19 protein-coding genes and 1 pseudogene are annotated in these 24,481 nt (G+C 46.7%); 6 read left to right on the top strand and 14 right to left on the bottom strand.

All coding sequences use genetic code 11. The features are described from left to right. Positions 1-39: 39 nt before the first annotated feature. The 5 genes from GVI43_RS10905 to glyA form a co-directional block, all read right to left on the bottom strand. Positions 40-765, bottom strand: a complete 726-nt coding sequence (locus GVI43_RS10905) for a glycerophosphodiester phosphodiesterase family protein (protein ID WP_159566892.1) — start codon at positions 763-765, stop codon at positions 40-42. Between the two features lie 40 nt (positions 766-805). Beyond that, positions 806-1,819, bottom strand: a complete 1,014-nt coding sequence (locus GVI43_RS10900) for a nickel/cobalt transporter (protein WP_159566891.1) — start codon at positions 1,817-1,819, stop codon at positions 806-808. Then, positions 1,810-2,445: a DUF1007 family protein gene (locus GVI43_RS10895; RefSeq protein ID WP_425482144.1), complete on the bottom strand. Its 636-nt coding sequence runs from the start codon at positions 2,443-2,445 to the stop codon at positions 1,810-1,812. Before GVI43_RS10895 ends, GVI43_RS10900 begins: the two co-directional genes overlap by 10 nt. 24 nt (positions 2,446-2,469) lie before the next feature. Further along, a complete protein-coding gene (locus GVI43_RS10890) occupies positions 2,470-2,844 on the bottom strand; it encodes a rhodanese-like domain-containing protein (protein WP_159566889.1) in 375 nt (124 codons plus the stop codon). Between the two features lie 155 nt (positions 2,845-2,999). After that, positions 3,000-4,253 carry a serine hydroxymethyltransferase gene (glyA, locus tag GVI43_RS10885; protein ID WP_159566888.1) on the bottom strand — a complete coding sequence of 418 codons (1,254 nt, stop codon included), beginning with the start codon at positions 4,251-4,253 and terminating at the stop codon, positions 3,000-3,002. Positions 4,254-4,491: 238 nt separating this feature from the next. On the opposite strand from glyA, the pseudogene hmpA reads away from it, so the two are divergent. Further along, positions 4,492-5,688: pseudogene (gene hmpA, locus GVI43_RS10880) on the top strand (NO-inducible flavohemoprotein). Between the two features lie 79 nt (positions 5,689-5,767). On the opposite strand, the gene glnB reads toward hmpA, so the two are convergent. From glnB to purL, 6 genes are all read right to left on the bottom strand, one after another. Then, complete coding sequence (glnB, locus tag GVI43_RS10875; RefSeq protein WP_159566887.1) at positions 5,768-6,106, bottom strand: nitrogen regulatory protein P-II; 339 nt, start codon at positions 6,104-6,106, stop codon at positions 5,768-5,770. Between the two features lie 12 nt (positions 6,107-6,118). After that, positions 6,119-7,741, bottom strand: coding sequence for an NAD+ synthase (locus GVI43_RS10870; protein WP_159566886.1), 1,623 nt, complete (start codon positions 7,739-7,741; stop codon positions 6,119-6,121). Positions 7,742-7,818: 77 nt separating this feature from the next. Further along, positions 7,819-9,156 (bottom strand): two-component system response regulator GlrR, encoded by a 1,338-nt coding sequence (gene glrR, locus GVI43_RS10865; RefSeq protein WP_159566885.1) that lies wholly within the window; start codon positions 9,154-9,156, stop codon positions 7,819-7,821. 24 nt (positions 9,157-9,180) lie between these two features. Next, positions 9,181-10,110 (bottom strand): two-component system QseEF-associated lipoprotein QseG, encoded by a 930-nt coding sequence (gene qseG, locus GVI43_RS10860; RefSeq protein ID WP_159566884.1) that lies wholly within the window; start codon positions 10,108-10,110, stop codon positions 9,181-9,183. Positions 10,111-10,116: 6 nt separating this feature from the next. Then, on the bottom strand, positions 10,117-11,541 hold the full coding sequence (locus GVI43_RS10855) for a sensor histidine kinase (protein ID WP_159566883.1): 1,425 nt from the start codon (positions 11,539-11,541) through the stop codon (positions 10,117-10,119). A gap of 876 nt (positions 11,542-12,417) precedes the next feature. After that, positions 12,418-16,308 (bottom strand): phosphoribosylformylglycinamidine synthase, encoded by a 3,891-nt coding sequence (gene purL, locus GVI43_RS10850; RefSeq protein WP_159566882.1) that lies wholly within the window; start codon positions 16,306-16,308, stop codon positions 12,418-12,420. A 334-nt stretch (positions 16,309-16,642) separates the two neighbouring features. Here purL and mltF point away from each other — a divergent pair, with 334 nt between their 5' ends. Continuing rightward, the gene (gene mltF, locus GVI43_RS10845; RefSeq protein ID WP_159566881.1) at positions 16,643-18,115 is read left to right on the top strand and encodes a membrane-bound lytic murein transglycosylase MltF; all 1,473 of its coding nucleotides are present in this window, start codon (positions 16,643-16,645) and stop codon (positions 18,113-18,115) included. Positions 18,116-18,134: 19 nt separating this feature from the next. Here the strand turns inward: mltF and tadA are convergent, their stop codons facing one another. Together tadA and yfhb are read right to left on the bottom strand one after the other, a co-directional pair. After that, a complete protein-coding gene (tadA, locus tag GVI43_RS10840; protein ID WP_159566880.1) occupies positions 18,135-18,638 on the bottom strand; it encodes a tRNA adenosine(34) deaminase TadA in 504 nt (167 codons plus the stop codon). A gap of 118 nt (positions 18,639-18,756) precedes the next feature. Further along, positions 18,757-19,413: a phosphatidylglycerophosphatase C gene (gene yfhb / locus GVI43_RS10835; RefSeq protein ID WP_159566879.1), complete on the bottom strand. Its 657-nt coding sequence runs from the start codon at positions 19,411-19,413 to the stop codon at positions 18,757-18,759. 445 nt (positions 19,414-19,858) lie between these two features. Between yfhb and GVI43_RS10830 the strand changes: the two genes are divergently transcribed. Further along, complete coding sequence (locus tag GVI43_RS10830) at positions 19,859-20,119, top strand: YfhL family 4Fe-4S dicluster ferredoxin (RefSeq protein WP_159566878.1); 261 nt, start codon at positions 19,859-19,861, stop codon at positions 20,117-20,119. An 89-nt stretch (positions 20,120-20,208) separates the two neighbouring features. On the opposite strand, the gene GVI43_RS10825 is transcribed toward GVI43_RS10830, so the two are convergent. Then, a complete protein-coding gene (locus GVI43_RS10825) occupies positions 20,209-21,252 on the bottom strand; it encodes a tRNA/rRNA methyltransferase (RefSeq protein ID WP_159566877.1) in 1,044 nt (347 codons plus the stop codon). A gap of 182 nt (positions 21,253-21,434) precedes the next feature. Here GVI43_RS10825 and trxC point away from each other — a divergent pair, with 182 nt between their 5' ends. The 3 genes from trxC (at position 21,435) to pssA (ending at position 24,315) form a co-directional block, all read left to right on the top strand. Further along, positions 21,435-21,860: a thioredoxin TrxC gene (gene trxC / locus GVI43_RS10820; protein WP_159566876.1), complete on the top strand. Its 426-nt coding sequence runs from the start codon at positions 21,435-21,437 to the stop codon at positions 21,858-21,860. 153 nt (positions 21,861-22,013) lie between these two features. Then, the gene (locus GVI43_RS10815; protein ID WP_159566875.1) at positions 22,014-22,757 is read left to right on the top strand and encodes a tRNA-uridine aminocarboxypropyltransferase; all 744 of its coding nucleotides are present in this window, start codon (positions 22,014-22,016) and stop codon (positions 22,755-22,757) included. Positions 22,758-22,959: 202 nt separating this feature from the next. Next, positions 22,960-24,315 carry a CDP-diacylglycerol--serine O-phosphatidyltransferase gene (pssA, locus tag GVI43_RS10810; protein WP_159566965.1) on the top strand — a complete coding sequence of 452 codons (1,356 nt, stop codon included), beginning with the start codon at positions 22,960-22,962 and terminating at the stop codon, positions 24,313-24,315. Positions 24,316-24,481 lie beyond the last annotated feature (166 nt).

Here is a 24,481-nt window from a genome sequence, read left to right as displayed (position 1 = left end):
TTTTATTGCCCGGTAATAATGAGAAGGTAATGAGAAGGTTTACCTTGAGAAATTCTGAGCAACATCGGTAAAAATACCGTCAACGCCCCAGTTAAACAGTTGGTTAGCCCGGTCTTTTTCATTAACTGTCCAAACGTTAACTTTATACCCTCGCTCCTTAAACATTCTGACCTGTTCGCGCGTCAGGCCTTCATTCTGAGGGTGAATATATTCCGCTCCGGTCCATTCCATAATGACATGCCAATCATCATTTAGAGTCTGTTGCTCAAACAGGCAGGCTATCTTGGCCTGAGGCCGTATTTTTTTAAATTCAGCCAGCAGAATCGGATTAAAGCTGGAGATAATATAGTCCCGTTCTGGGGCAAGCTGCTCTAGCGCAGCGTTCAAGCCGCTGAGCAAATCGCGGCTGGCCTGAGCGCTGGACTCGCAGGATTTAATTTCAATATTGGCATTGAGCTTATAGCGGTTTATCGCCACAACCAGCTGCTCTATAGTTGGCAGAGGCTCATCTAGGTAGTCATGGCTAAACCAACTTCCGGCGTCAATACTGGAGAGCGCTTGTCGGTCGAGATCAAATAATGAGCCGGAACGGTTAGTACAGCGATCCAGCGTTGAATCGTGAGAAACTACAATGGTGCCATCATGCAGAATGTCGATATCGCACTCAAACCAATCAACCCGGTAATCTGCGCAAAGTTTAACAGCCGATAAGGTATTTTCAGGAGCCAGTGAAGACATGCCGCGGTGGGCATAAATAGTTCTCATAACGCGTCCTTTTATTTAAATAGCGACAATCAATATCAGACTAAAAAACAGGGGTTCCCCCCATAGCTACGGGAGAAACCGCATAGTAAAGAATCAATCCGGCCAGAATAAGCAATGCGCCACCGCCTAATGAAAGGGAAGCCAGCGCGACCCTCCCCCAAGACTGCCGATGCCCTCGGGCTGACGTCAGACGTTCAGCTAACCGACGAGCAAAGTGGACAAACAGCGCTAGTAGCGAAATCGTCGTTGCCGTTCCTATCGCCATTACCATAGCGGAAGCCATGCCCCAATAATAGGCATCAATCACTTTTGAAAAGAGTAAAACCAATATTGCGCCAGAACAAGGACGCAAACCAATGGAGAATATAATGGCTAAATGAGTCTTCCAACCGCTGCCGCTGGATAGCTCATGCTGAGTGGGCAAATGGCGATGCCCACAGCCACAGTCATCACTATGCACATGATTGGCATCCATAGGTCTGAGGGCAATGATATTCATCCCTGAACGCCGGTAGGTTTTAGCTATAGCGAGCAGGCTTCGCACGGCCCGATAACAGAGAATGCATCCCACCAGCACAATGAGTAAATAGCTTCCCTTTTCCATCCAGAAACTGCTTTGATGCAAAGCGCGCGAAGAGAGCTGTAATACAAAAGTCACGACAGTTACCAGAACAATAGCAACCATACCCTGAACCACGGAGGCGGCGATGGTTAGCCATAAACTACTGCGAAGCTTTAGCGGATGAGTGGCCAGATAAGCAGCAATAATAACCTTTCCATGCCCCGGGCCCGCAGAATGCAGCAGGCCATAAGTAAAGCTAAACAACATCAGCATACCGCCCGTTTCCAGAGGGTGAGCTTTAACCTGTTGCAACAAGCTGACCAGCCGCTGATGAAGCAATTTCTGCCAGATAGCGCTTTGTAGTAATAAATCGGGCCATTTAAGCCAGATAATGCCGCCCAGCAATAACAAAGCGACAAGGCAGACATACAGAGGCCAAAAGCTCCGCAGCCCGCGTTTCGTCGGCGTTGAGGCTGAACCTATCACTTGCATGCAATCGTCACCGTTTGGGCAAATTTGCTACCCAGCGCCATGTCTTCTTCCGGTACATCGTCTTTATCCAGCGACTGAGCGTAGGTTAGCAGCGAAGCGTCTGGTTTTGGCGTATGAATGCTGACTTTACAGGATGCGGTAATATCAGTCGGCAGGCTGAAGGCGTCATCGGTGATATAGCTCATATCGACGTAATAACTTTGTTCATAAGTCGAAATCGTAATGACGTTATTAGCCAAAGGAAGCGGTTTCTCCAGCGGCAGTACAAACGACAAAACGGCTTTATTTCCCAGCCGTGATAGTGAGTAATCGTTGGGTTTAGCGCTTAAGCTTACCGCCTGCCCGCCAGAGTTAATCTGAGTAAAGTAGTGCTGAGCAGCCGCATTTTCCATGATTTCATCCGCCATAGACTTCCATGCGCCCGCACTATTTTTTGCCAGCGCCGCATCGTGCAATAGTTCAGCAGAGGTTAACTCATCCATTAACCAGACCATTTTTATGCCGATGAGTGCCTGTTTTTCAGTTAACAGGCTGGCGTTTAAATCAATAAAGCTGTGGGGATGTGCGCCGGCCAGCGGGCTCATCAGGCAAAGCAGGAAAACATATATTCGGGTCATTGAGGCCATCATTCAATCGCGGTTTGCCGCCAACTATTCGCTAACCAATGGATAGTTTGCTTCGCCCCATGCACGATAGCCGCCGTCCATGGATAGCACTTGGCTGTATCCCATCTTTTGGATACTTTCCGCCGCCAGAGCAGAACGATAGCCGCCGCCACAGTAGAGGATCACCGGCGTTTGTTTATCGGGAACGCGGGTTTCAATATCGCGTTCCAATACACCGCGGCCTAAATGCTGAGCACCGGGGATATGGCCCTTCTGCCATTCACTCTCTTCTCTGACGTCTAACACCAGCGGCACAGTACCGTCATCAATCATCTGTTTCACCTGCTGGATGCTCACTTCATTCACATTGTTACGTGCGGCCTCACACAGTTGTTCAAAGCCAGGGTTATGCTTTTTCATTTAGTTATCCTCTAATTCTCTGAAGCTATTGCTCGTCGCCGGGTAATAACCCGCCAATTTTAAGGTAAAAAAATAGGCGCCATAATTAATATAACGCCCATTTTATTAAACTGCATTTCACTTTATAGCAAAATGACTATGTATACCGTTTGAATTTAGGCATAAACCGGGAAACGGGCGCAAACTTCAAGCACTTTAGCCTTAATGCGCTCAATGGTCGCGTCATCACCCATGTTGTCCAGAATGTCACAGATCCAACCGGCCAGCTCACGCACCTCGGCATCTTTAAAGCCGCGACGGGTCACCGCCGGCGTACCAATACGCACACCGGAAGTCACAAACGGGCTTCTTGGATCGTTAGGAACGCTGTTCTTATTGACCGTGATGTTGGCTCTGCCCAACGCTGCATCAGCGTCTTTACCGGTGATATCTTTATCGACCAGATCCAGCAGCATCAGGTGGTTTTCCGTACCGCCGGAAACAATTTTGTAACCGCGAGATTTAAACACTTCCACCATCGCTTTGGCATTCTTCGCAACCAGTTGCTGATAAGATTTAAATTCAGGCTCCATCGCTTCTTTTAACGCAACGGCTTTACCGGCAATCACGTGCATCAAAGGGCCACCCTGACCACCGGGGAATACGGCCGAATTGAGTTTCTTATACAGGTCTTCATCGCCGCCTTTAGCTAAAATCAGACCACCGCGAGGGCCCGCTAAGGTTTTATGCGTTGTCGTGGTGACCACGTGAGCATGAGGGACCGGGTTCGGATAAACGCCTGCAGCAACTAAGCCGGCAACGTGGGCCATATCAACAAACAGGTAAGCGCCAATGCTGTCAGCGATTTCACGCATTTTGGCCCAGTCAACCACGCCAGAATAGGCAGAAAAGCCGCCAATAATCATTTTTGGTTTATGCGCCTGCGCCTGAGTGGCCAGATCGGCATAGTCAATCTTGCCACTTTCATCGATACCATAAGGAACGATATCGTAAAGCTTGCCGGAGAAGTTAACCGGTGAGCCGTGAGTTAAGTGACCGCCGTGGGCCAGATTCATACCCAGAACTTTATCGCCCGGGTTGAGCAGAGCCATATAAACCGCAGCATTAGCCTGAGAACCTGAGTGTGGCTGTACGTTGGCATAATCTGCCCCAAACAGCGCTTTAGCGCGATCGATAGCCAGTTGTTCTACGATATCAACGTATTCGCAGCCGCCGTAATAGCGCTTGCCCGGATACCCTTCAGCATATTTATTGGTTAACTGAGTACCCTGAGCCTGCATAACGCGCGGGCTGGTATAGTTTTCAGAAGCAATCAATTCAATATGTTCTTCCTGACGAACATTCTCTTTTTGTATAGCCTGCCATAACTCGGCATCATAATCGGCAATGTTCATATCTCGCTTTAACATCCGCATCTCCTGAATAAGCTAATCAACTGGCAAAAGGTGCAACTACGTGCAACGTGATCCCAGTGTAATATGTTTTTATCTTGTTAAATAGAGCCAAATGAAGGTTTTTACGCAAACGATTGCATGAAAGGCGGAACCATCGGAAGCCATTTAAAAATATTTTATATTGACAGAGATCAAACATAAGATGTATTTATTATGCACTTTATGTGCATCATTAAATAATCAGGAAACATCCATGCTAGATAGCCACACTGTTGCCATTGTTAAATCAACTATCCCTGTTCTGCTTGAAACCGGGCCTAAACTAACCGGCTATTTCTATGACCGGATGTTCAAACACAATCCAGAACTCAAAGATATTTTTAACCTTAGCCATCAACAGAGCGGCGCTCAACGGGAGGCATTATTCGGTGCTATTTGCGCCTATGCATCCAATATCGAAAACTTATCGGCGATCCTTCCCGCCGTTGAACGTATTGCTCAAAAACACGCTAGCTTTAATATTCAGCCAGACCAATACGGCACCGTTGGCCATCACCTACTGGCAACCATTGATGAATTACTGCATCCGGGAGCTGAAGTTATTGAAGCCTGGGGAAAAGCCTATCAGGTACTGGCCAACGTGTTTATCCAGCGTGAATCACAGATCTACCGGCAGGTGGCAAACGAACAAGGCGGATGGGAAGGCCTAAGAGAATTCCGTATTGTTAACAAGCGCAAAGAGAGCGAGGTTATCACCAGCTTTGAACTCGCTCCGGTCGATGGTAAACCCGTCGCAGATTATAAAGCCGGGCAGTATGTCGCCGTCTACCTGCGCGGCGAAAACTTGGAAAATCAGGAGATTCGTCAGTACTCACTGACTCACGCCCCCAACGGTAATAACTATCGAATTGCAGTAAAGCGTGAGCCGCAGGGCAAAGCATCAAACTTCCTGCATGACACCGTTCAGGAGGGCGATACCCTGAGCCTAGCCCCGCCATACGGTGACTTCTTTCTTGATGTGAAAGCGGAAACGCCCATCGCGCTGATATCTGGCGGCGTAGGGGTAACCCCGATGCTGGCAATGCTGAACTCGCTCAAAATGCAAAACCATTCAGCTGATATCTACTGGCTGCATGCGGCAGAAAATGGCGCAATCGATGCCTTTCGAAGCGAAGTAACCGAAATTTAAAATTCAATGCAGAACGTTCACCAGCAGATTTGGTATAACCAACCTAATGCGCAGGATCTTAGCGGCACTCACTACGACCATCGGGGATTGATGCAGCTTGATGCGCTGAAAGCTGAGCTATCTCAGCAAAATATGCAGTATTACTTCTGTGGGCCGGTGCCTTTTATGCAACATATTGCCCGGCAGCTCACCAACTGGGGAGTAAAACCGGAGCAGCTACGCTATGAGTGCTTTGGCCCGCATAAGATCGTTGAATTTTAAGATGAGATGAAACGAGCACCGCCAACCGTTTTATCCGCTGAGAGGCTGATATTGCCTCTCAGCAAAAAATACGCCACGGCTAAATAGCGTCTTCGTCCTGCTCGCCGGTCCGAATTCTCACCACTCTGGCAACGTCGAAAACGAATATCTTTCCGTCACCAATTTTACCGGTTTGAGCCCGATTCATGATAGTTTCTACGCAGGTATCAACGATTTCATCAGCAACAACGATTTCAATTTTGACCTTTGGCAGGAAGTCCACCATATACTCAGCGCCACGATATAGCTCAGTGTGCCCCTTCTGGCGGCCGAAACCTTTCACTTCAGTCACTGTCATGCCGGTAATGCCAACTTCCGCCAGCGCTTCGCGAACATCATCTAATTTAAACGGCTTGATGATAGCGTCAATCTTTTTCATAACAGCGGATCCTTACCAGTTTTTGCGGCCAAAGCCGGATGTGATCGGGTAACGCCGATCTTTGCCAAAATTACGCGCAGTAATGCGCGGACCTACAGGAGCCTGACGACGCTTATATTCATTAATATCCACCAGGCGAATAACTTTACGAACAATCGCTTCATCAAACCCTTCGGCAACCAACTGTTCCACCGACATATCTCGTTCGACGTAGCCATCTAAAATTTGGTCCAGCACCGGGTACGGCGGCAGACTGTCATCATCCCGTTGGTCGTGCGCCAGCTCCGCGGACGGTGGGCGGTCGATAACCCGCTGAGGAATAACGTATGAACGGGTATTACGATATTCAGAAAGCTTAAACACCAGCGTTTTTGGCACATCTTTTAATACGTCAAAACCACCCGCCATGTCACCATAAAGAGTGGAATAGCCTACCGCAATTTCGCTCTTATTACCGGTAGTCAGAACCAAACTACCGCGCTTATTCGATAGCCCCATCAGAATCACACCCCGGCAGCGAGCCTGCAGGTTCTCTTCCGTGGTATCACGCTTAGTACCAACAAACATTGGCGCTAGCTGAGCCATAAAAGCGTCAAAAATAGGTTCAATCGAGATAACATCAAACTCTACGCCCAAAATCTCAGCTTCTTCTCTGGCGTCATGGATACTGATTTCTGCGGTATAGCGAAAAGGCATCATCACGGCCTGAACTTTATCTTTGCCCAGAGCATCAACCGCAATCGCCAGCGTTAACGCGGAATCAATCCCGCCGGACAGGCCAAGAATAATGCCTTTAAATCCATTTTTGGTCACATAGTCGCGAACGGCTAATACCAACGCGTCATAGATTAGCGAGAGATCGGAAGCCTGAGGAGCCAAACCGGCCATCGGCTCAATCTGAATATCGTTAAGCCGAACCTGAGCTATTTGCTCACTAAACGCTGCCAGACGGTGAGTCATGTTACCTGCGGCATCAAACACCTTAGAACAGCCGTCAAAAATTAGCTCATCTTGGCCGCCAACCTGATTCAGATAAACCAATGGCAAGCCAGTACGGCGGCTGTGTTCAGACAGGAGCTGATTTCGGATATAAGGCTTTTCGCGGTTATAAGGCGAGGCGTTGATCGATAAGATCATATCGACCCCAGACGCTTTCAGTTCATCAACCGGGCCGTTAAACCAGAGATCTTCGCAAATCAACAGGCCGAGGCGATAGCCTTTAAATTCGATAAACTGGCTCTTATTATCCGCGCTGAAATAGCGCTTCTCATCGAATACGCCATAGTTAGGAAGCTGCTGTTTGTAATAGCGGGTAACCAGATTGCCTTGCCAGAAAAAAGAGAGCGCATTATATAACCGACCGTTATCCCGGTAAGGATGACCCACAATGATAGCGAGCTCGGAAGAAGCCGCCTGAAGCCTGGCTAACTGCACGTCGCAGCGCTGATAAAGATCGTCGCGATAAAGTAAATCTTCTGGCGGATATCCGGTAAGGGCCAGCTCAGAAAACATAACAATATCTGCGCCTGCGTGCCGTTGCTCGTTAAGGATTTGCAACATGCGGTCGGCGTTACCTTCGATATCACCCACCAGCCAATTTAACTGCGCTAATGCGATAGAGAGAGCTCTGCTCATATCAATTCACTGTTCGCTATCTGGTTACAAAGACGGAAGTATAAATGACTCCCGTCTGGATTAGAAAAGATTAAATCCTACTCTTTGAAATCATTCGCATCCAGTTCATGACGCGACAGTAATTTGTAGAATTCAGTTCGGTTTCGACCGGCCATTCTGGCGGCATGAGTCACATTGCCTTTTGTCATTTGCAGCAACTTACGCAAATAGACCAACTCAAACTGATTACGGGCTTCGGCAAAAGTTGGCAACGCGGTGTTTTCCCCCTCAAGCGCCTGCTCAACCAGAGACTCATTAATCACCGGCGTGCTGGTCAGGGCAACGCACTGCTCAATGACGTTAACCAACTGGCGAACGTTACCCGGCCAGCTTGCAGCCATCAGTCGTTTCATTGCATCAGTGGAAAAACTACGCACAAACGGCTTATGCCGTTTTGCTGATTCGCGTAATAAGTGGTCGGCTAATAACGGAATATCCTCAGCGCGCTCATGCAGCGCCGGGATTTTAAGATTGACCACGTTTAAACGATAGTAAAGATCTTCGCGAAATTCGCCTTTAGCCATAGCCTTAGGTAAATCGCGGTGAGTCGCGGAAATAATACGAACGTCAATATCCAGATCTTTATTGCTTCCTAGCGGGCGAACTTTACGCTCTTGTAACACACGCAGCAGCTTCACCTGGAGGGCTAAAGGCATATCACCGATTTCATCTAGAAACAAAGTCCCGCCCGTCGCGGCCTGAAACAGGCCATCACGGCTGCTAACAGCGCCGGTAAAAGCACCTTTGGCATGGCCAAAAAGCTCTGACTCAAGTAACTGTTCCGGTAAAGCACCACAGTTAATAGCAATAAAAGGTTTACGCCCTCGCGGGCTCGCGTGGTGAATCGCGTTGGCTAATACCTCTTTACCGGTCCCACTCAGCCCGTTGATCAATACGCTAACGTCAGACTGAGCGACCATTTTGGCCTGTTCAAGCAGGCGAAGCATAAGCGGACTACGGGTGACTATTTGCTCGCGCCAGCTATCATCACCGGCCGGAATTTTAAGCGCCAGCGCTTCGTCAATGGCTTTATACAGCGCATCGCGATCGACAGGCTTGGTGAGAAAGCTAAATACGCCCTGTTGCGTTGCCGCTACCGCATCGGGAATAGAACCGTGAGCAGTAAGAATAATCACGGGCATTCCCGGCTGGCGCTTTTGAATTTCAGCAAACAGCGCCATGCCGTCCATCTCATCCATTCGTAAATCACTGATAACGAGATCGACAGGGTCACGAGCCAAGCGACGTAACGCTTCCAGACCATTTTCCGCCGTTGTGACATTGAAGCCTTCGCTGGTCAAACGCATTCCCAAAAGCTTTAACAAACTAGGATCGTCATCAACCAATAATAAATTAGCAGGCTTACGCTGTGACATATCGCCGAATCTCCTTATAAAGTCTTATTGTTTTTGTGGTGGCGTATCTGGCTTAGCAGGTACGGGCGCTGTCGCCGCTGGCTGAGAAATAGCAGGCTGCGTAACCGGTTTAGGGCTATCAGGCTTAATGTCTTCTACAGGGTTCGTTACGGGTACAGCATCGGGCACCGGCTTTTTCAGCTCTTCAGGTGTTGCAGGCCCAGCATCAGACTTAGCGTTGCTATTCGATTCATCATGAGGCAGCTCCGTCTGAGGCATTTTACGAGAAGAGAGCTGACGTTCGATATTCGTCAGATTTTCGAGCTTGCGGGTGGTCTCACTGAGCTGATGTTTGAGATCCTGATGTTGCTGCTGCAAAGCATCAAGCTGGGCGTCATTGCTTTCTTTCAGGCGCTGAGTGCGGAGGCGTTCATCAAATAAATTGAGTTCACTGGTCTGTTGATCGCTCCAGAGCTGAATTAGCGGATAAACACTGTCGGGGTACGTGTCTTTAAAACTGTTCAATTGCTCTAATGATTTGCGACGCTCTCTGCTGGTCGGTTCATTGAGGGCTAACAGAATGGCGCGCTTAAAGGCTCGGTCCCATTTGACCACTTCATAGCCATAAGATTGGATGCGGGCCAGAGGGGGAGTTAACGACTGAACACAGCTCATCAGCCTTAGCCAGTAGAGTGAATTTTCATTGGTTTCATCATCCTGATTCTGCCAAATGGAACTATCACAGTTCACGCGTGAATAATCATTAACCCGACGATCCGGCGATTCATTTTTTATTGTGCCGGATAGGCTACTGCCTAATGATTGACTAACACAGCCGGATAAAATGGCAGGCAAAGCCAGCGCTGAAGCAAAGACTAAAGCCCGCTTCAGTACTTGCCCCGCAGGGGTTGTCGCCACTGTGGTTAAGTTTAATCTGCTGTCTAAAATTTGTTGTATAAACCTGTTACTACGCATTATGTATTACTTCTCAGCAGTTAACGGTAATTCAATTCGAAAACACACGTTAGCGTAATCAACTTCGACCAACACTAACTCACCATCCATTTGGCGGATACAGTCACGGGCAATGCTTAACCCTAATCCGCTGCCTTTTACCGCCCCTTTTCGTTGGCGGCTTCCTTGATAAAACGGTTCAAACAGCATTGCCCTTTCCTGAGGCAAAATTGCCTCACCGGTGTTGGCGACCTCAATTTGAATCAATTGATCAACCTGACGGCTAATAATCCAGATGGTACCGGATTCCTCGCCATAGTGCACCGCATTGGAATAGAGATTATCAAGAACGCGCATTAGTAGCACAGATTCAGCCCAGCAACGATCTTTAGCTAGCTGACACTCAGTGCGCATAGATTTTGCCCTTGCCGGTAAACTGTGGGCAGAAATAACGGCAGAAACCAGCTCTTGTAGATTAATATGCTCTTTTTCCGCCCGGGAATCAGACTGGTTACGATTATAGTCTAATAGCTGTTCGATTAGCTGCTGCAAATGGCGGCTACTGTTATCAAGAATGCCGACCACCTCTTTTTGATCTTCAGTCAGTGGCCCAACGACTTGGTCGGCTAATAGCTCAGTTCCCTCACGCATACTGGCAAGCGGCGTTTTAAGCTCGTGGGAAATATGGCGTAAGAACTCATGGCGCTGCGATTCCAGCCATGATAACCGCTCACTGAGCCAAACAATTCGCTGAGCAAGAGACTGGATTTCACGCGGGCCTTTAAACAGCGATAAATTGCTGAGGGTTTTCCCTTCACCGAGGCGATTAATCATACGCTCAACGGCTTTAACCGGACCGATAATCATACGGGTAAACAGGAACACTAAGAAAATACTGAGCAGGAATAATAGTAAGGCCTGCTGACCGAAGAAATAGCCTTTGTCGGCAATCGCCTGCTGAAGTTTTTCACCGCGGGAGAAAATCACGTCGCGGGTAGCCTGAACCATTTCAGCGTTGGCTTTAGAGAAAGACTCCAGCAAGAGCGATGAATTATCGTCGGGGCCGCTGTTTTTACAGGAGATAGTTGATAACCCGGCTAATTGCTGATGTAACGTCTTATAGTATTTATCATCGGGTAAAATAGCGGCGTGAACGTTCAGCATTGCGGCATATTGCTGGCGCTGATTTAAATAGAGTTTCTCCAGCGTTTTATCACCCAATACGCAGTATTGCCGATAGCTTCGTTCCATACTCAGTGCCAGATTTGTCATCGCTTCACTGCGCTGAGCATCTTTCAGCGTCGTGCCGTTAATATCCGCCGCCTGTTCGCTGAGAAGATCCAAACTTTTATATGCCTGATAGGCCAATATTAACAAAGGCAATAGCACCAGCAAAAATGCCAGCAAAACCAATTGACGAAGGGAATGGGGAAAACGACTAAACTTTTTCAACGCGGCGCTCTCACAGTGAATCACTCAGGTAAGATGCTAACCGACCTTTATTGATGTGAATAGACTTATTCTATTATTTTTCCAAACAATTATCGCAATCCGGCGATAATTAATACGGTGATAGCCAGACTGGGTTAAATCAGGCCATTTTTAGTGCAAAAAAAAGCACTTATCTAATTAATGATAAGTGCTTAACGAATATCGTTTATTGATAAACTTTGTTCCCTAAGAATGCGTTAGCACCCCTAGGGAGAAATGCGCGGATGCCCTGATTTTTCGTCTTCTGTTTGATGAAGGCTAAGCCAATCATCGGTAGACCTGACGAATAACATCCAAATGTGTCAATTATTGATGAAGCTCTGTTCATCATCGCTAGACACAGGCTGGCACCTCACTCAACGTGTCGTCTGATGTTTGATAAGCTGCAAAAGCAGTTAATATCGATGTCGTAGACGGTAGGTACCATGGCTTTGGCATCATTCTGATGGCTTATGTAGTTCAGTTTTCACTGCGCTGACATAAATAGTTGAATGAGCGACGCAATACTATATGCATGCATCGTGCCAACTTCAAAATAAATATCATAACCAACTAATAAACAAAGGTTAATATATTAATTACAGCGTTATGCTAACCATGAGATTTTCTAACTACGGTCAAAATTAGCTATTCTGTCTCTAAATACCGACATAGTTCGATGGCAGGATTATTTATTATATTAATCATTTAGTTAAATGTCTCTTATCTGAGACACCCAGTACGACGTATTGTCTGCATTTGCCAACAGGAAACATAATTTCCTATATAATCAAAGCATTAAAAAAGGCGACCTTCGTCGCCTTTATCATGTTTCGACCAACAAACGGCCTTACTGAATTAGCCTAGCTGCCTGCGGGCGTTACGGAATAGGCGCATCCATGGGCTGTCTTCATCCCACTGTTCCGGATGCCATGAATTGCTGACAGTACGGAACACGCGCTCCGGGTGAGGCATCATAACGGTTATACGACCATCTTTATTGGTTACGGCGGTGATCCCATTCGGTGAACCGTTAGGGTTTGCCGGGTAATCCTCAGTAACCTGCCCACCGTTATCAACATAACGCAGGGCAATCAGGCCAGATTGCTCTAATGCTGATAGGTGCGATCTGTCGCGAACTTCTACTCGCCCTTCGCCGTGTGAAACAACGATAGGTAAACGAGAACCAGCCATATCTTTAAAGAATAGAGATGGACTATCCGCAACTTCAACCAGGCTGAATCGCGCTTCAAAACGGTCTGACAAATTACGAACAAAGCGCGGCCAGTGTTCAGCACCGGGAATCAGCTCACGAAGGTTAGACATCATCTGACAGCCGTTACATACCCCCAGAGCCAGTGAGTCCTGTCGGTTAAAGAAACCGTCAAACTGGCTGCGAACCCGATCGTTAAACAGAATAGATTTCGCCCAACCTTCTCCGGCTCCTAGTACGTCTCCGTATGAGAAACCGCCGCAGGCCACCAGCGTGTGAAAACTCGCCAGTGAAGCATGTCCTTCCAGCAGATCGCTCATATGAACGTCAACGGGTTCAAATCCGGCACGGTGGAATGCCGCCGCCATTTCAACATGAGAGTTAACGCCTTGTTCGCGTAATACCGCCAGACGCGGACGAGCCTGCTTAAGAATATAAGGTGCGGCAACGTCTTGTTTAGGGTCGAAAGTTAGGCTGACGTTCAAACCCGGATCCTGAATATTGTGTTTAGACTGATGTTCTGAATCTGCACAGGCCGGATTATCCCGTAAACGCTGCATTTGCCACGTGGTTTCAGCCCACCAGATCCTCAGCGCCTGACGGCTTTGCTGATACACCGACCGTTTCCCCTGACGAAGACAAATATTATCGCCCACCACGGCACGGCCAATTTCATGAACGCAGTCAGCCAAACCAAACGTAGCCAGACGCTGTTTAACCTGCTCGAGATTGCTTTGAGTGACTTGAATAACAGCACCAAGCTCTTCATTGAACAATACGGATAGCAGATCTTCATCTAACGATTCCAGCTGAATGTCCAGTCCACAATGGCCAGCAAAAGCCATTTCGGCTAATGTGATGATTAATCCGCCGTCAGACCTATCGTGATAAGCCAACAGTGAGCGATCGGCGACCAGAGTCTGCATCGCATTAAAGAAACCGGCCAGCTTGTCTGCGCTATGCACATCTGCCGGTTTATTGCCCAGCTGCCGATAAACCTGCGCTAACGCCGTTGCGCCTAAGCCATTACGCCCTTCGCCTAAGTCTATCAATAGCAGCGTATTTTCGCCTTTATCGGTACGCAGCTGTGGCGTTACGGTACTACGCACGTCTTCGATACGGGCAAACGCCGTAATGACTAATGATAAAGGGGAAGTCATCTCAAGCGTTTCATCGCCCTGCTGCCAACGGGTTTTCATCGACATCGAGTCTTTACCCACCGGTATGGTGATGCCCAGTGCCGGACAAAGCTCTTCGCCAACGGCACGAACGGCTTCGTACAAACCGGCATCTTCTCCCGGATGGCCCGCAGCAGCCATCCAGTTTGCCGAGAGCTTAATTCGTTTAAGCTCGCCAATCTGAGTCGCTGCAATGTTAGTTATCGCTTCACCAACGGCCAGACGGGCCGATGCGGCAAAATCCAGTAACGCCACCGGGGCTCTTTCGCCCAGCGACATCGCTTCACCATAGTAGCTATCATAGCTGGCAGTCGTCACGGCACAGTCCGCGACCGGTATTTGCCAAGGTCCAATCATTTGATCTCTGGCAACCATACCGGTTACCGAGCGATCGCCAATGGTAATCAGGAAGGTTTTCTCAGCGACCGCAGGTAAATGAAGCACTCGCTTAATGGCATCTTCGAGCGTGATACCTGCACGATCTAGCATCTGGCCACTGAAGCTCAGAGATTTGACATCCCGTACCATTTTTGGCGTTTTACCCAATAAAACGTCCAGCGGCAGATCGATCGGTTTATTATCAAAATGGCGGTCATTCATCGTTAAATGAAGCTCTTCGGTGGCTTCACCAATTACCGCATACGGGGCCCGCTCGCGTTGGCAAATGGCATCGAATCGCGATAGTTGATCCGGTGATATCGCTAAGACATAACGCTCCTGCGATTCATTACACCAAACTGCCAACGGGCTCATGCCCGGCTCATCGTTAAGAATGTCACGCAGTTCAAACTTACCGCCGCGCCCACCATCGCTGACTAACTCCGGCATAGCGTTAGACAAACCACCAGCACCGACGTCATGAATAAATAAAATTGGGTTGTCATCGCCCATTTGCCAGCAGCGATCGATAACCTCCTGACAGCGGCGCTCCATTTCAGGGTTATCTCGCTGAACGGAAGCGAAATCTAAATCAGCATCTGACTGACCCGATGCCATCGATGAAGCCGCACCGCCACCAAGACCAATGTTCATTGATGGGCCACCGAGCACAATCAGCTTGGCTCCGACTACAATCTCACCTTTCTGAACGTGATCCGCTCGAATATTCCCCAGACCACCGGCTAGCATAATCGGTTTATGGTAGCCTCGAAGCTCCTGCCCATTATGGCTAGCGACGCTTTCTTCATAGGTACGGAAGTAGCCTAAAATAGCCGGGCGACCAAACTCGTTGTTAAAAGCAGCGCCGCCTAAAGGCCCGTCGGTCATAATATCTAACGCGGTCACAATGCGGTCAGGCTTACCGAAGTTTTGCTCCCACGGTTGTTCAAAGCCGGGAATGCGCAGGTTTGAAACGGAAAATCCGACTAAGCCAGCTTTAGGTTTAGCCCCCCGGCCGGTCGCGCCCTCGTCTCTGATTTCTCCGCCAGAACCGGTAGCGGCTCCCGGCCAAGGTGAAATAGCCGTCGGATGATTATGCGTTTCTACTTTCATCAGAATATGAGCTAATTCCTGACGGTAGTCATAGATGCCTGAATCCGGTTGAGCAAAGAATCGGCCGACGTCAGACCCTTCCATCACGGCCGCGTTATCTTTATAGGCAGATAAAACATAGTCAGGATGTTGTTCAAAGGTGTTCTTAATCATCTTAAATAATGATTTAGGCTGGGTTTTCCCATCGATAATCCAGTCAGCGTTAAAAATCTTATGCCGACAGTGCTCAGAATTAGCCTGAGCGAACATATACAGCTCAATATCGGTCGGATTGCGACCCAGACGATTAAACGCGTTTAACAGGTAATCAATTTCATCCGAAGCTAAAGCCAGCCCTAGCTTCTGGTTCACATCTTCGAGCGCTTCACGCCCCTCGTTCAAAATATCAACCTCAACTAAAGGAGCCGGCTGATGCTGAGAGAACAAGGCTTCCGTCTGGTTGAAATCGGTAAATACCGACTCCATCATACGATCGTGGAGTAACCCGGCCAACGTATGCCACTGGGATGACGTTAATGTCTCGGCCTGAATATAGTAGGCAATTCCACGTTCCAGACGCTGAATCAGCCCTAAACCACAGTTATGTGCAATGTCCGTCGCTTTAGAAGACCATGGTGAAATCGTTCCCGGTCTTGGCGTAACCAGCAGCAACCGACCTTCAGGTTGGTGTTCCGCCAAAGACGGGCCATATTTGAGTAAACGCTGGAGCTTGGTGGCCTCACTTTCTGATAGCGGGGAAGTCAAAGCCGCAAAATGGACGTATTCAGCGTAAATATCGCTGACTGGAATTTGAGCATCCTCACATAAAGAGAGTAATTTAGTGATACGAAAAGCGGATAAAGCAGGGGAACCACGCAAAATTTCCATAGTAGCGTTTCTCTAGTCTAAGGATGAGCGAAGGAAAACTGACGCCATTATAGAGAATCAATCACGATGACGAAACCGTTTGCGTCGCTATTATTTTCTAATGGGAAAATTCCGTACCTGACACATAGTGTTTGCCAAGAGGCGTCTAGTTAAGCAAAATGCCTCAATAGCATATAGGCTCGCTGGCTATCACACGATAGAAAAATAGATAATTTCATTGAATATCAACAGATAGATCGCTGTCCGAAATGATTCAGATCGGAGCACGTTAAACCTCAAATAGCATCCCGCTCTAACCGTATTCAGCCCAAATTTCACCTATAGAGAAAATTATTTGAAGCCACTAAAGATTAGTTATCTGTTTATTGGTGTCGTTACCTTACTCATTGCCTTAACGCTATGGCCAATGCTCCATTGGCGCAGTAGCGACAGCAGCCAAGTACAAGAAATACAGGCTCGCGGAGTACTGAATGTCGGCACGCTGAACGTTACCCCTTACTATTACAAAAGCAGTGATGGTACCAGGGGGCTCGATTATGAACTGGTAAAACTGTTCGCTGAGTATCTAGGTGTAAAACTCAATATTGAAGCCCAGCATAATATAACTACCCTTTTTCCAGAACTCGACGGGCGGAAGGCCGACATTTTAGCGGCCGGGCTAATTTATAACCCCGAGCGTATGAAAGACTACAATACTGGCCCGGCTTACTACTCCGTATCCCAGCAGTTGGTCTATCACCAGAGCACGCCTAAGCCATCGTCCTTGGATAATATAAAAGGGCAACTCACGGTGGTGACAGGCTCAGCCAGCATTTCAACTCTCCAGCAGTTAAAAAAGAGCAAATATCCGGAGCTAAACTGGAATGCCTCATCAACCAGTTCATCGACAGAGTTACTCAGGCAAGTGGCTGACGGCAAGCTGGATTACACCATCGCTGATTCAGTGACTATTGCCATTGTGCAACGGGTTTATCCAAATCTGGCCGTTGCCTTTGATGTCACTGAAGAAGAGCCTGTAATGTGGTACGTCAAAAATAGCGAAGACAATAGTCTTAACGCGGCCATGCTGGATTTCTTTAATCAAGTTGTTGAAGACGGAACGTTGGCTAATCTAGAAGAAAAATACTTGGGCCACGTGGGTGAATTCAATTATGTGGATACTAAAACCTTTCTAAACGCTATTGATGACGTATTACCGAACCTTCGGCCTTACTTTGAAAAACACGTGACAAAAATAGACTGGAAGTTAGCCGCCGCGATTGCCTATCAGGAGTCCCACTGGGATCCACTGGCAACATCGGCTACCGGAGTCAGGGGGGTTATGATGCTAACCCGTAATACGGCTGAATCGTTGGGCGTAACCGACCGGCTAGACCCGGAACAGAGTATCAAGGGCGGAATTACTTACCTTGAACAGCTGATAGAAAAAATACCGGGAACTATTCCTGAAGATGACCGCATTTGGTTCGCTCTGGCGGCTTACAATATGGGATATGCCCATATGCTTGACGCTCGTAGCCTTACGGCACAGCAGGGAGAAAATCCTGACAGTTGGGCTGACGTAAAGAAAAGGCTGCCCATGCTCAGCCAGAAGCAGTATTACGCTAGGACCCAGTATGGCTATGCCCGCGGCCATCAGGCATACCAATTTGTTGAAAATATCCGCCGTTACAGAATTAGCCTAGCTGGCTATCTGCAAGAAAAAGAACATCAGATGTCTCAGACGTTGCTAGAGGCAGCTAAAGAAGCAAAAATAAACGCATCTTCTCCAGCAGTAAAGCCGAACCAGTTAGTCGTGCGCAATTAGTTTCGCCCAAACGCGGGGGCTAAGACAGCCCGGTTTTATGCTTCTTCATTGTCTTTATTTGTTCACGACGCCGTTTAAAAAAATCACTCAAATAGGCCGAGCAGGCATCAGCCAATACGCCCGATATCACTTCAACCTGATGATTCATCCCCGGATGCCCTAAGACGTCAAGTAGCGACCCTGCGGCACCCGTTTTGAGATCTTTAGCGCCATAGACTAAACGCTGAATACGACTATGTACCATAGCTCCGGCGCACATGACGCAGGGCTCTAACGTAACGTATAGCGTAGTGTTCAGTAGCCTGTAATTTTGTAGAGCGCCCCCCCCCTGCTGAAGAGCCATAATTTCAGCGTGAGCGGTTGGATCATGCTTGCCAATCGGGCGATTCCAGCCTTCACCAATTATTTCATTGTCTAAAATCAAAACGGCACCAACGGGGATTTCGCCTTCATTATCGGCTTTCTTTGCTAGCTCAAGCGCATAACGCATCCAGTATTCATCAGTGTACAACTCTTGCTGCATGGTTATTCCCCCTCATGTTGTAGAGCGTTGCCAATTGTTGAGCTATTCAGACAGGCAATGTAATTACGCTTTTAGTTAATTCAGGAAAAGCACTCTTATGATGCTTTCCTGCTAACTATCAAAATCGCGACGTAAATTTTAGCGGACTTAAATTGCCTTCTGCATCAACCCTCCAAGCAAACTCACAAAGCGAAAGAACCGGATCGTCCTGAATGCTATCGCTGTAGCCGCTATATAATGTCAGCGGTTTACCAAGGCGAAGTTCGAGCTGATTAACTTTTTCTTTATTCAGACAACGCATAGTAATAACCCAACCACCGTAGGCTCTGACTACCTGACTGCCGATAAGATTAACTTTTTTAATGAAAAAAGAGTCGGCATAAACCTGTTCAACCAGCCTCTGAGGCGAACCGGTTAACAGCCATACGTCAGTATTTTCATCGTTGATATACTCAGCCAAGCGCCCTTGAACGGCAGGAAAAGCAACAACCTGCCGTTTAAAATTTTCAACGAACCGGGCTTCCAGCCGTTTCAACCTAGCCTCACCCTGCCCTACCGTCATTGCCCATAAAAATAAACTAACAGGCCAGCGGCATGAGCGCCCGCCAATCAACAAACCGAGAGCAATTAAAGGTAACAGAGGAATAACCAGTATCAGGTTTATAGGTAAACGTTTAACCAAATAGCGTAAGAAGCTACCAAATAGATCCTGCTGGTGTAAGGTACCGTCCAAATCAAAAAATACGGTACGCCGATGTGGTTGGTTAGCTGACAAACTGACTCCTATAATAGAATATGGCGATGCTCATTGAACCAAACTTCTCGAAAAAATAATTAGGAGAGTATACCTTTTCTCTGACTGTTTATCGTCTATAGTAGCGATCCTTTTCCCTTCAGGCAGCCAACGGATTTGTCTACCTAATAGGCACACGCCAGTTTACGCAGAGCCTAACTCTTCAATACGGTTAAAAAAACGCCATTATTGGGCTTTTTTAGGTTTTGTGTTACAGTGCGCGGCGCTGGATCCCCCGTGTTTACTGAACTATAGATAATGGTTCGTACACATCGTATTTAGGAGCTGAAAAATATCTCTGCTGCATATTTTACGTTTTTCAACGTTCCATACACTGAATATCAATACAATGAGTGCGTAAAAGCATGAGATAAGACAAGCGGATTCACTCTCAGATACAAATAAGAATTTTAGGTAAGTGATTGAAATGGCGTTATTGATAAAAAAGAGCTGTATTAACTGTGACATGTGCGAGCCGGAATGCCCGAATCAGGCAATTACAATGGGCGCTGAAATCTATGAAATTAATCCTAATCTCTGCACTGAGTGCGTTGGCCACTACGATCAACCAACCTGCATGAAAGTATGCCCGATCGATAACACTATCATTCACGATCCCGAGCACAAAGAGAGCAATGAGCAGCTGTGGGACAAGTTCGTTTTAATCCATCACGCCGATAAACTATAATAAAGACAAAAAGTAATCGTAAAAAAAGAGCGCTAATAGCGCTCCCTTGAATTTCATTTAGTTTCGAAACTAAAACCGACCGAACTGGCCTATTTGGCTAAATTCTGGCGCCACCATTCGGCTAATAAAATACCTGTAGCAACTGAAACGTTTAGACTTTCAACGTTTCCTGTACCGCCAATTGATACACTTATATCGCTTTGCTCCATCGCCGTATCGGACAATCCGTCACGCTCTTCACCAATCACTAATACGGTTTTAGCCGGTAAGGTCGCTTTAGATAATGGCGTCCCTTTGTGGCTAGAAGTAGTAACAATGGTATATCCCGCGCGGCGGAAAATATCAAGAGCTTCAGGAAAATCATCAATACCAATAGCGCTAAGATGCTCCGCACCACCTTCAGCAGTACGAATGGCAGCACCGGACTCCAACATGCTAGGATCGCGCAGCAATACGCCCTTGACGCCAAAATGAGCACAAGAACGCATCATTCCGCCGAGATTATGAGGATTGCCTACATTCTCCATAGCAACCACACAGTCGGTTTTTGCTGCTTTCGCTAAATAATCAGCAACGGATAATCCACCACGTTTTTTAATCAGAAAACAGACGCCACCGTGGTGTTCTGTACCTGATACTTTGGCTAACTCTTCTTCTTCAACGACGTGGTACGCTTTACGATTAGCCGCCATCCAGCGAAGCGCTTCACGAAAACGAGGAGTCACGGATTGAATAAAATAAGCGCGAACAATCGCATCAGGACGGCTCTGGAATAACGCTTTACAAGCATTTTCCCCATAAACCTTTGTTTCTTCTTCACGTTGCTTACGCAGTTGAGCCGGATCTATCTGACTTTTACCGCTAATTCCACCGTGATCAAACGGCTCAGGCTCGCTGACGTCCTGCAACCTTGCCTGCCATGCTGAGCGGGCTGGCTTTTCATTTTCATTACGTACTGGTTTACGCGGACGGTCACTATCGCCCCAACGTGGATTCTTATCGCTGCGGTTAGCATTTTTATTTACCGGGCGACTTTTATCAGAGCGTTTGTTGCTCTTATCATCTTTATTGTCATCACCGCGAACGTACATTACTTTAACTTTGCCATTCTTACCGCTAAAAGAGTCATTCATATCTATTCTCCACTCCCACCATCGCACTCGGCGCGCAGATTACCTGATGTTTTACCGGTAAGCCACTAATGATCTGCTAAAAGACTAAAACTATTGTAACCATCGACAAAACCACATTGTGGACAGTTAATCGTTTATACATAATAAGTAAAATTAGTGTGTAATTTTACTGAGGTAACAGCATGAATACCCTTTGTCCTTCTTGCCTAACAACCAATCGTATTGCTGAAGAGCGAGTTAAAGAAGACGCCAAATGTGGTCGCTGCGGACATGAGCTTTTTGATGGCGAGGTGATCAACGCTACCAAAACGTCTCTTGATTCATTATTAAAAGACGATTTACCCGTCGTCGTTGATTTTTGGGCACCCTGGTGTGGCCCATGCCTTAACTTTGCATCTATTTTTGAAGATACAGCTCAAGAAAGAGAGCGTCAATTCCGCTTTGTAAAAGTCGATACCGAAGCAGAACAGGAGCTAAGTGCCCGTTATGGTATCCGTAGTATACCTACCATTATGGTATTCAAGAAGGGACAACGCATAGATATGTTGAATGGAGCGATGCCAAAAGAGTCATTTAACCAATGGCTGAATGAAGTACTGGCAAAATAATTTCGAACATAAATCAATGATAAAACCATAACCGAGGCGCGCATAATAACGTATTATTGCGCTCCTTAACTGATTGGTTTCATCAATGCTCCTTTGGAAAAGTGTTAAAATCGATCGTTGCCACCAAACATACATTTTTCAGGTAAAGATCAAATGGAGCCAGAAATTGAATTCACGCCCTCCGTTGACAACGCTGTATTAGGCCTTCGTGAAAAACGTCTTGCTCAATCAACCCGGTCATATAAAGCCAGAGGCTGCCGAGTGATACGCTGTACCCGCTGCCTACTACCCAAAATTCATTGCCTATGCTCTTCGATTTCACCAATGACGTCAGACAGCCGCTTCTGTTTATTAATGTATGACACAGAACCATTGAAACCGAGCAATACCGGTAGGCTAATTGCAGACATACTTCCTGAGACTACAGCGTTCATTTGGTCACGAACAACGGTCGATCCACAGTTATTGACTTTATTATCCGATAATAGCTATCAGCCCTATCTGATATTCCCCGCCTCTTACGCCCTTCCCGGCAGAGTCACCAAAACGGTCGACAAACAGCTCGGAAAGCACCCGCTATTTATTATGCTTGACGGCACATGGGCTGAAGCCCGGAAAATGTTTCGCAAGAGCCCTTATCTAGATAATCTGCCAATTCTAGCTATTGAGGCAGATGAAAGTTCAGATTATCTTTTGCGTGAAGCAAGCACCAAAGAGCAGCTTTGCACTGTAGAAGTAGCTATCAAATTATTGGCACAGGTCAATGAAATTACAGCGTCAGAGCAGTTAAATAGTTACTTTGTTAACTTTAAGCAACGTTATCTGGCTGGTAAAGCTAACCGCTCACTGGAAAGCCTCATCGCTCATTCCGCTGAAAATTGTACGGCTAAATTATAACTCAAAGAATAATATTCATTAGTATCAAATAGATACGATACAATCTAGTTAAAATATGTTATATCATCGACAGATTTACAAGATAGGTGCTGTTTTTTGGTCACATTACCATTGAGTGGTGGTAGTATTGTCCGATTCGACTGTTAACTAATTGCACGCTATGGCCCCTTGCCATAGCCCAACAAGAGAAGAATGCACTGTGATGTTGTCATCATTTAAACGTAAGAAATCTCAACAACACCTTGCACAATTGCCTAAAATATCTCAGCCAATTGATAATATTAAAATATTATCAACGCCTGGTGATTATCGCTCTACTTTACTTGACCTGATTAACCATGCAGAACACCGCATATACCTGATTGCACTCTATTTAGAACATGATGATGCTGGTATTGATATTCTGTCAGCGGTGTATCAGGCTAAGATTCGCCGACCTGAATTAGAGGTGGCGATACTAGTAGACTGGCATCGTGCTCAGCGAGGTAGAATTGGTGCTACCGCCGAAAACACTAATGCTGACTGGTATTACAAAATGGCTCAGCAGCACTCAGGTATTGAAATTCCTATATATGGTGTTCCAGTTAATACTCGTGAAGCTTTAGGCGTTCTACACCTAAAAGGTAGTATTATCGATAATACCGTTGCCTATACCGGTGCCAGCGTTAATGACGTTTATCTTCATAGACACGATAAATACCGTTACGACCGCTATCAATTTATTACTAATACTGCGCTAGCAGATAGTATGGCTGGTTATGCGAAACAATCAGTACTAACGTCTGATGCGGTACACCGCTTAGACTACAAAGACCGGCCTCGTAGCCCAGAGTTAAAAAATGAAATAAAGAGATTCAGACAGGAACTACGGGTTAAAAATTATCAATTTGAAGCCAACGCCGATAATAATCAGCTAGCAGTAACGCCATTAGTCGGTTTAGGTCGCCACAGTCCGTTAAATAAAACAATTAACTGGCTAATGAACGGCACCGAAGAAAAACTAACAATTTGCACTCCTTATTTTAATTTACCAGCCCAATTGGTGAAAAATATTATTTCACTGCTGCGCCAAGGAAAGCAGGTTGAAATTATTGTCGGTGATAAAACAGCTAATGACTTCTATATTCCGGAAGATGAGCCATTTAAAATTATTGGCGCATTACCCTACCTTTATGAAATCAACCTACGCCGTTTTGTTACCCGCTTACAGCGTTATATTGATCAAGAACTACTGACTATTCGATTATGGAAAGATGAAGATAACACTTACCATTTAAAAGGCATGTGGGTAGACAATAATTGGCAATTAATTACCGGTAATAATCTTAATCCCCGGGCATGGCATCTGGACTTAGAAAATGCAATTTTAATTCATGACCCCAAAGAGGAATTAAAGCAGGCCCGTCTTCATGAATTGGATTGTATTCGGACGCATACCTTTATTGTTAGCCATTTCCAACAGCTACAAAGCATTCAGTTTTATCCGGTTAAAATACGCAAATTAATCAGGCGATTAAGGCGAATCCGTATTGATAAATTGATTAGCCGCATCCTGTAATCAGATCTATAACGTTAATATGAAAACCTCCTGAATCTGGGTAATGCCGATCAGTTAAGGATCGGTTGACCGATCCAGTGGTTGTGTAAGAATCCGGAAATGCTCACCCGTTTCCGGATTTTTTTATGCACATTGGACAGGCCCTTGATCTCGTTTCTCGTTACGA

The organism is Budvicia diplopodorum (genome assembly GCF_009800925.1).
Lineage (GTDB): Bacteria > Pseudomonadota > Gammaproteobacteria > Enterobacterales > Enterobacteriaceae > Budvicia > Budvicia diplopodorum.
The sequence above is the reverse complement of the archived record's forward strand: the minus strand, read 5'-3'. Positions and strand labels throughout refer to the sequence as shown.

Coding starts and splice junctions, on each gene's coding strand:
- GVI43_RS10890 (WP_159566889.1), bottom strand. CDS start 2,844: ATGAAAAAGCATAACCCTGGCTTTGAACAACTGTGTGAGGCCGCACGT.
- GVI43_RS10905 (WP_159566892.1), bottom strand. CDS start 765: ATGAGAACTATTTATGCCCACCGCGGCATGTCTTCACTGGCTCCTGAA.
- tadA (WP_159566880.1), bottom strand. CDS start 18,638: ATGCAGCAAGAGTTGTACACTGATGAATACTGGATGCGTTATGCGCTT.
- glrR (WP_159566885.1), bottom strand. CDS start 9,156: ATGTCACAGCGTAAGCCTGCTAATTTATTATTGGTTGATGACGATCCT.
- glnB (WP_159566887.1), bottom strand. CDS start 6,106: ATGAAAAAGATTGACGCTATCATCAAGCCGTTTAAATTAGATGATGTT.
- GVI43_RS10830 (WP_159566878.1), top strand. CDS start 19,859: ATGGCGTTATTGATAAAAAAGAGCTGTATTAACTGTGACATGTGCGAG.
- GVI43_RS10900 (WP_159566891.1), bottom strand. CDS start 1,819: ATGCAAGTGATAGGTTCAGCCTCAACGCCGACGAAACGCGGGCTGCGG.
- qseG (WP_159566884.1), bottom strand. CDS start 10,110: ATGCGTAGTAACAGGTTTATACAACAAATTTTAGACAGCAGATTAAAC.
- pssA (WP_159566965.1), top strand. CDS start 22,960: ATGTTGTCATCATTTAAACGTAAGAAATCTCAACAACACCTTGCACAA.
- GVI43_RS10815 (WP_159566875.1), top strand. CDS start 22,014: ATGGAGCCAGAAATTGAATTCACGCCCTCCGTTGACAACGCTGTATTA.
- purL (WP_159566882.1), bottom strand. CDS start 16,308: ATGGAAATTTTGCGTGGTTCCCCTGCTTTATCCGCTTTTCGTATCACT.
- GVI43_RS10825 (WP_159566877.1), bottom strand. CDS start 21,252: ATGAATGACTCTTTTAGCGGTAAGAATGGCAAAGTTAAAGTAATGTAC.
- trxC (WP_159566876.1), top strand. CDS start 21,435: ATGAATACCCTTTGTCCTTCTTGCCTAACAACCAATCGTATTGCTGAA.
- glyA (WP_159566888.1), bottom strand. CDS start 4,253: ATGTTAAAGCGAGATATGAACATTGCCGATTATGATGCCGAGTTATGG.
- GVI43_RS10895 (WP_425482144.1), bottom strand. CDS start 2,445: ATGGCCTCAATGACCCGAATATATGTTTTCCTGCTTTGCCTGATGAGC.
- GVI43_RS10870 (WP_159566886.1), bottom strand. CDS start 7,741: ATGAGCAGAGCTCTCTCTATCGCATTAGCGCAGTTAAATTGGCTGGTG.